This window comes from Collinsella aerofaciens, assembly GCF_039758965.1.
Lineage (GTDB): Bacteria > Actinomycetota > Coriobacteriia > Coriobacteriales > Coriobacteriaceae > Collinsella > Collinsella aerofaciens_BR.
The window spans coordinates 79,595-86,388 of sequence record NZ_JBDMSL010000010.1 but is presented as its reverse complement, the minus strand read 5'-3'; the positions used below and the strand labels follow the sequence as shown (position 1 = coordinate 86,388).

Below are 6,794 nucleotides of genomic sequence, written 5' to 3'. Positions count from 1 at the left end.
ACGGTGGCCATTATTCGGTGACCGGGATTGGTCAAAATCGTTTGACTATTAGCGGCTAAAATCGCCCGGCGCTAACAGTTTGTCTTCCCCGAATCGTTAGGCCCGAAAATAAGAGTCTTTTCTCCAAGCTCAACAACAACGTCGTCGAAGTTGCGGAAACCCTTGATATGAACTTTTTCGATTTTCATGATTAAACCACCGCCGCAATTATCCCTTTTAGTTTCAGGCAATTATTTATTCATTGCCGCCCACGCATCGCCGAAGTCTTTGACCCACAAGCGCCATACATGCGTCATACTGAATTAAAAGTTCGTTCATTGCAGCATTCAGCTGTGATTCGCTATGCGACTCAAGCGTCACTCGGCGCGTTTTCTCTCGGTACAAAGTCATGGCGTCGTTCAGGTCATCTCCAGGTAAACGTGCGCTGAGTAGAAGGATATCCTCTAAATAATGCCGCTGAGCTTCAGAATAATTGCGTCAATAATCGCCTCGATATAATTTCTTCCGGTCGCGGCATACTCCAGCATTTGGGAATAGCACTTAGCGTTTGCGCGCATACTGTGCTGAATCGTCTCTTGAAGACGTGTCAGGTTCTCCCTTTCGTATTGTCGCCAATCGTCCTCAAGCGTTAACCTTCTTTTCTTGTCTTCAAGCTCGTTTTGGTGCCTGATAGTCATACGCGTAGCGAGCAGTGTTACGCCGCCGCCAATCAGGGTGCCGACTAGGGAGGGAAGCATTGACGCAACTGAATCAAGAATCGAGACAAGAATAGATTCATCCACCATCTTTGGCTCCCAACCAAATTAATAACCCGTTGTAAACCGGCTTGTTTTGTGATTTTACATCCAAAATAACCAACTATAGCCTTCGATACGAGTTCGTTGCCGATTCGAGGTGCACCTAGCACCCCCTCCCCTCCCCAACTTTGTGCAAAAAGTTCGCAGTTGTTGACTAGTGTTACCGTAAAATAACATCACTTACATATACACAGAGTGTTGGCCTGGCGCCGCCTCCGGGCCTTGGCGCCCACCTTATCGAGAAGCACCGCTATGAAACGAGTCTTTTACCGCTCGCTCTGCGCAGTTCTTTGCGTATCTATGCTTAGTGCAGCAATACCTGTAAGGGTTATAGCGGAAGAAGAACGGCGCCAAGAAAACACCTTGGAGCAGTCTGAGACTGGCGCAGCGGACAATTTGGGCGGCAGCATGACAGGCGACATCGATACAGGCGAGATCGGCAATGAGTCCATCAAAAATGATTCAGATCTCGCGAATCCAATTGCACCTCAGGTGGAACCTCGGGTTTCCCTAGCTTCCGACATGTCGCCCGATTCGGAACAATCCACAAAGGCCGCAGTAAGTGGATATCAGCACAGCGATAGCGCCACAAGCGGCAGTGTCACCCTCACCGTCGAATGGAACGATCCAGTACTTGGACAGCCAACGACTTTCCACGTGAGCGCAACAGGTGGCAGTGGCAGCTATCTTTTCCGCATGGATGCGCCCTCTTACTCCAACCCCAATGAGTATGCCTACGAGTCGGTCGCCGACCCAAGCCGCGGAGAGTGGACAAAGTTCACCGACGCGTGCGCTAGCCACGACTTTACGTTCACAACGACGGCTACCGGATCATATAACTTCCGCTTTTACCTCATGGACAAGGCGTCGGGCGTTTACTACTTGCGCACCAACTCGTATATCCAGGTTGCAGATGATGCGTATCCCAGCGTTGCGAGCATTGTCAATAAAGCAGTGTCGCAGGCCAAGCAAAAGACAGATGGTTCTGAATACGAAATGGCTTTCTATCTTCACGACTGGCTTCTCGATCAGCTTGAGTACGACAATTCGCTCAAGTGGTCTTCGGCAGAAAGCGCTCTTACGAGGGGGGCTTGGGACGTGTCAAGCCTATGAATCAGCGTATGCGAAACTACTTTCCGCCGCAGGTATAGAAAACGCCGAAACCCGCGATGCCTATGATGGGCACACGTGGAATGCGGTCAAGCTCGATGACGAATGGTATCAGGTTGACTGCACCTGGTACGATATGTCCGATAACTTCTACGGCGATTTAGATCAGCGTCATTTGTACTGCTGCCTCACCGACGAGCTCATGGCAATCGCGCATCCGGGGCATGAAAATATTTATACCGCCGACAGCTACGCTACACGTTCTACCAGTCTTAAAGATAACTACTTTATACGTAATGGTAAGGCTGATGAGTGGGCCGCAGGTATGTCGAACGAATTCAGAAACACCTTGACGTTCGCGATGAGGGCTTCTCTATCGATGCCGACAACCAGTCCTTCCCGCCCAGCATCAGCGGCATCCAGAACGGCATTATCGTCTGCGCCATGAATCAACGCGAGTGGAAGGCAGGCGACACCAAGGCCTACCTCTCCGCCGCTTCCAACGTCACCATGACATCAAGCAACAAGTGGACCGCAAAGTATGACTTCAAAAGCACATACCAAGGTGAGGCAGCAAAACCGGAACAAACCGTCCCCGACGGTGAGTACGAGATAGAAAAAGCCGGGTCGAGCATGACGATGCTAGACATCTCGGGCTGTTCGCCGGAGAACGGAGCGAACGCCCAGCTCTGGAAGCGCAACGGGTCCGGAGCTGGGCGCTTCAGACTCACCTATGACAGCAGGGTCGGCGCGTACAAGATCGTTTGCTCCGGGACCGGCCTAGCACTCGACGTGAAGAGCGCCAACTTCTCCTCGGGGGCTAACGTCCAGCAGTTTTCCAGGAACGGCACCGCCGCCCAGAGATGGGTAATAGAGGCGCGCGAGGACGGCGCATACGCGATAGATTCAGCGGGCAACCCCAGCCTGGCCCTCAACGCGAAATGGGTCTCCACTTCGGACGACACAAACGTGCGCATCTTCACGGCAAGCGGAGCCTCCGCGCAGGGCTGGAAGCTAGTGTCTATAGCAAATAAAACTGATAAGGTTAGATTAGACAAATCAACCCTAATCAATGAAATAAGGATTTAACGGGTAAGATAGCGCGTGTTACTTTACCCGCTCCAAGTAGCGTGAATCGCGTCAGCCATCTGGATATGGAGCCCTACCTTTCCGGTCCAAGTGCCCGGCTGCCATGGCGAGCAGGCGGTTCCGCCATTCGGAGATGGTCTTGCTGTTGGCGCCGCACAGCTCGGCCTCGTACTCAACTGGGGCGCGAGGCGCTTGGACGTGAAGAAGAGCATCCCGACACGGGCGGCTTGCGGAGCGCTCAAGAGCAATGCCCATTAGAGGGACGAATCTTCTCACTCATGAGCGGCAGTTTCTTTGTCGACATCCTCGCCGAACAACGGGAGCTCGTCGGCGGAGCGACCCGTCGCGAGCATCTCGAGGGGTCTCTCCTTTCATATCCATCTGTTCCATTCACCCGAGTGTCAACCGAAGGAATTGTCGATAAATATAGATTCGGGTGAGCATTCGGGCATATTCTCTATTTGGCTGAAGAGCATAGCATTCGGGGGCCATGCGACCGCCGAATCATAAACTGCTATTTAAACTGTTAGAAAAAAGATCTATCCAACCATTGATTCAATAGCTTTGACGATATCGCTATCGATTTCTGAATCGAATTTGCGCGCGAACATCATTCTTGAATTCCTGATGAGTTCTAAGTCTGCAATTCCCGACACACGGGGTGACTCATCCGCACCCCAATCGATAAGCCGCATTATCGCATCATCCCTTTGAGCGCCGGGGGCTCGAAAGCATCTAAATCTACTCCCCGCATCCCAAACCTCAGTTTGCAGGAAGATTCCATTGCCGCACATAGAATCCCAGAAAACCGAACGTATCGACGAGGCATTCTTGACAAGGTAACGAGCGAGGCCAACGGTGATTGAAAACCAGTTGTCAACTTTCATCAATTCCAAGTCTCTAGCAGGCTTCCTAAAACACTGCAAAAGACTCGATAGAAGGCCATCCATCTTTCGTAAGAAAACCTGAGATTTGCTTATCCCGAAAGTATTCTAGATAACATGCTCACCGATTCTTCTCCGATAGTCCCTGTTGTGGTTTTCGAAGCGAATGGACGCTTTATTTCCACAAGAGTCAAAGAATGAGTGAATCTGGTCCTGACTTTAAATAGAAAGATCTTGACCGCTCAAAATGTGAGAATAGGAATAGTGTCCCTTTGCAACTGTGGAGTTGAGAAAGCTGAGTTCACAGGCAATTTGCGAATACGCGCCCCAAGTGACTCTGATACGAGGAATTAAAAAGATCCCCGTCTTACTGACAGAAACCAACAAGCGATTTTCTTTCCATCCGCTTTTTTGCATCCATATGGATGAAGATGCCGTTTCGTTAATCATCGAGGGCTCTCATCAGGGTGTGAAGAACCTCATTGTCCTTATGAGCCATAACAAGGAAAGCGTGTTTGTCTCCAGTCGCATCGGAGCGAGTTGGCATTGGTATACAAACTTCCATATGTCTACCACTCGCGAGGTTTATACTCGCCTTCCTCGGCAACGATATAAGGTGAAGGCTGCTTATGTTCAATAATTCGCGGTTTATCGAGAACAACCGTCGAGTTATCGGGTACGTCTTCGAACACAACGCAGTTTGCTCCGATCTTGACGTTATTACCAACGCGAATTCCTCCGAAAATCTTGGCGCCGGGACCGATGAAGACATTATCACCAATAACGGGAGCTTTCCCTCTGCTGCGTCCTATAGTTACTTGGTGAAAGATGGTCACATTTCGCCCTATGGTTGCTCCCCCCGCAATGACTATACCGTTGATGCCGTGCGCAGTGATATTGGGTGGCGCCAAAAAATTCTCGCACACGCATGAAGCATCGTCGCTCCATCCAGGCATGATATCCGCAAAGCTCCTGCGCATCTCGTGGTGAACATACAACGAATAATAAGTTTTGCGGATACCCCGGGCACTTCCGGTAAGAAGGGCGTGTCGCCTTCTCCAAAACTTATCGTCATCGTACCTTCCGAAAACCATATTTCTGAAGCCATGCCAAATCGTCTTTGCGCCCATCAGCATCCCCCAGGATTATTGAGTGAGCGGAGAACACAAAGCGTTCTTGATATGCCTTCGGAGATGCCCATGCGCGCAGACCAACCAAGTTCGTTACGTGCCTTGTTTCCATCCATCAGCGCAAGCGTGGCCTTAGAGTACCCTGCCGCCTCCTGAGCGTCAGGAAATTTGAATACAACTTTAACACCACTGGCTTTAGCTACAAGTCCCGCAAGATCCTTCAACATTACATCGGATCCCCTATCTGCGAGGTTGTAGGCTTCCCCGTCGATACCAAGGAGCAGTATATGAAGCAGACCAGACACGGCGTCTGCGACGTGCAGGTAAGAGAACTTCTGCGTCCCCTCGCTCTTGAGTACAACGTCCTCGCCGGCAAGCGAGCGATGCAGGAACTGGGAGAGTGCCTTGGAATCATCGGGCAGTAGTGTGGGCCCGTAGACGCGCGCGATGCGCGCGATAACGGCCTCGACCCCCTTCTGCGAACGGTAAGCTTGACACATAGCCTCGCCCAGTCGTTTTGATTCGTTATAGCAGGCGCGAAGAGTGTTGCAGTCGATGTTCCCGCAGTACTTTTCATCATAACGTTCCACGTCACCGCGGTTCTGGCCATAAATCTCGACCGATGAGGCAAAGAGTAGCCTAGCACCGCATTCGGCTGAATAGCTTAGGAGATTCTGTAAGCCGTCCACGTTGGCTCGGATGGTGCCGATGGGATCGGTAGCGTACTGGCGCGGGTGAGTGGAGCTCGCTAGGTGCAAAACGTAGTCCGCGGGGGCGGCAGGGCTGTAACCTATCGCAGCAACGGAGCCCTCCTCAAACGAGAAGTGGTCTCGACCGAAGTACGCCAGTCTCGAGCGCGCTTTCTCGATGTTGCGCCCCAAAGCGATGACGCTACACCGCGCCCCATCAATGTCGTTCTTGCGCATCAGAACGTCGACGAGGAAGGTCCCGATCAAACCGGTCGCACCGGAGATGACGACCGTTTTATTCGCGAGCTTCTCCCATGGCAGGGGAAGCGAGCAAACTTTGTCAACGTCGGCGATATACTCTGGGCATTTGAGCCTATTCAACGCGGGCATCCCTCTCCGTCGCCCATGCGCGGAAGAACTCGAGGTTTTCCGGCGTGGTGAGCTTGATGTTGCGGTCCGACCCGACGGCGAAGTTGAGCCTCACGCCCAGCTGGACCATCATTGTGTTCGTGTAGTTGGAGCCGTCGATTCCGACACCTTTCTCAAAAGCCTCGTGATATTTGGAGTCGAGGAGCCCAAAACGGTAGGCCTGCGGTGTAGACACACGACGAAGCGTCTCGCGGGGGATGTACTGCGTAGTGGTGGCGGAATCCTTCTTGTCCACAAGGAAAATCTGCTCGTTGTAAGGCATGCTTGTGACGGCGTTGCCGCGCTCCTTAGCCACGCGGACGACGTCGGTGATAACCTCTGGGTCGAGCATGGGGCGCACGCCGTCGTGAACGATGCAAATGTCATCTTCGGCAAGCACACCCTCAAAGTTGTACACTCCGTTGCGGATAGACTCCTGACCAGAGGCACCGCCTTTGACTACCCACTTCAGCTTGTCAATTTTGTACTGCCTTGCATAGGCGCGTAAGACCTGCTCCCAGCCGGCTAGGCATACGACCTCAATGGCATCCACAAGCGGGTGCTCCTGAAAAGCCTCGAGAGTGTAGACGATGACGGGCTTCTCGCCAACATTGATGAACTGTTTGGGGATCTCTTGCCCCATACGCGAGCCTACACCGCCCGCGATGATGATTGCCACGTTCATGA

General features: G+C 52.2%; 9 protein-coding genes. 2 read left to right on the top strand and 7 right to left on the bottom strand.

Annotation, left to right across the window (positions count from 1 at the left end):
* Positions 1-71: 71 nt before the first annotated feature.
* Together ABHU32_RS10075 and ABHU32_RS04700 are read right to left on the bottom strand one after the other, a co-directional pair.
* The gene (locus ABHU32_RS10075; RefSeq protein ID WP_430393429.1) at positions 72-188 is read right to left on the bottom strand and encodes an AAA family ATPase; all 117 of its coding nucleotides are present in this window, start codon (positions 186-188) and stop codon (positions 72-74) included.
* A gap of 255 nt (positions 189-443) precedes the next feature.
* Positions 444-785 carry a hypothetical protein gene (locus ABHU32_RS04700; RefSeq protein ID WP_346979171.1) on the bottom strand — a complete coding sequence of 114 codons (342 nt, stop codon included), beginning with the start codon at positions 783-785 and terminating at the stop codon, positions 444-446.
* Positions 786-1,049: 264 nt separating this feature from the next.
* Here ABHU32_RS04700 and ABHU32_RS04695 point away from each other — a divergent pair, with 264 nt between their 5' ends.
* The gene (locus tag ABHU32_RS04695; RefSeq protein WP_346979170.1) at positions 1,050-1,910 is read left to right on the top strand and encodes a hypothetical protein; all 861 of its coding nucleotides are present in this window, start codon (positions 1,050-1,052) and stop codon (positions 1,908-1,910) included.
* Positions 1,911-2,219: 309 nt separating this feature from the next.
* Positions 2,220-2,996, top strand: a complete 777-nt coding sequence (locus tag ABHU32_RS04690; RefSeq protein WP_346979169.1) for an RICIN domain-containing protein — start codon at positions 2,220-2,222, stop codon at positions 2,994-2,996.
* A gap of 539 nt (positions 2,997-3,535) precedes the next feature.
* Here ABHU32_RS04690 and ABHU32_RS04685 read toward each other — a convergent pair.
* From ABHU32_RS04685 to ABHU32_RS04665, 5 genes are all read right to left on the bottom strand, one after another.
* The gene (locus ABHU32_RS04685) at positions 3,536-3,892 is read right to left on the bottom strand and encodes a hypothetical protein (protein ID WP_346979168.1); all 357 of its coding nucleotides are present in this window, start codon (positions 3,890-3,892) and stop codon (positions 3,536-3,538) included.
* Positions 3,893-4,099: 207 nt separating this feature from the next.
* Complete coding sequence (locus ABHU32_RS04680; protein ID WP_346979167.1) at positions 4,100-4,330, bottom strand: hypothetical protein; 231 nt, start codon at positions 4,328-4,330, stop codon at positions 4,100-4,102.
* A gap of 119 nt (positions 4,331-4,449) precedes the next feature.
* On the bottom strand, positions 4,450-5,010 hold the full coding sequence (locus ABHU32_RS04675; protein WP_346979166.1) for a serine O-acetyltransferase: 561 nt from the start codon (positions 5,008-5,010) through the stop codon (positions 4,450-4,452).
* The gene (locus tag ABHU32_RS04670; protein ID WP_346979165.1) at positions 5,010-6,089 is read right to left on the bottom strand and encodes an NAD-dependent epimerase/dehydratase family protein; all 1,080 of its coding nucleotides are present in this window, start codon (positions 6,087-6,089) and stop codon (positions 5,010-5,012) included. Before ABHU32_RS04670 ends, ABHU32_RS04675 begins: the two co-directional genes overlap by 1 nt.
* Positions 6,073-6,792: an IspD/TarI family cytidylyltransferase gene (locus ABHU32_RS04665; RefSeq protein ID WP_346979164.1), complete on the bottom strand. Its 720-nt coding sequence runs from the start codon at positions 6,790-6,792 to the stop codon at positions 6,073-6,075. The genes ABHU32_RS04670 and ABHU32_RS04665 overlap by 17 nt, the downstream gene beginning before the upstream one ends.
* Positions 6,793-6,794 lie beyond the last annotated feature (2 nt).

Coding starts and splice junctions, on each gene's coding strand:
- ABHU32_RS10075 (WP_430393429.1), bottom strand. CDS start 188: ATGAAAATCGAAAAAGTTCATATCAAGGGTTTCCGCAACTTCGACGAC.
- ABHU32_RS04700 (WP_346979171.1), bottom strand. CDS start 785: ATGGTGGATGAATCTATTCTTGTCTCGATTCTTGATTCAGTTGCGTCA.
- ABHU32_RS04695 (WP_346979170.1), top strand. CDS start 1,050: ATGAAACGAGTCTTTTACCGCTCGCTCTGCGCAGTTCTTTGCGTATCT.
- ABHU32_RS04680 (WP_346979167.1), bottom strand. CDS start 4,330: ATGATTAACGAAACGGCATCTTCATCCATATGGATGCAAAAAAGCGGA.
- ABHU32_RS04675 (WP_346979166.1), bottom strand. CDS start 5,010: ATGGGCGCAAAGACGATTTGGCATGGCTTCAGAAATATGGTTTTCGGA.
- ABHU32_RS04670 (WP_346979165.1), bottom strand. CDS start 6,089: ATGCCCGCGTTGAATAGGCTCAAATGCCCAGAGTATATCGCCGACGTT.
- ABHU32_RS04665 (WP_346979164.1), bottom strand. CDS start 6,792: ATGAACGTGGCAATCATCATCGCGGGCGGTGTAGGCTCGCGTATGGGG.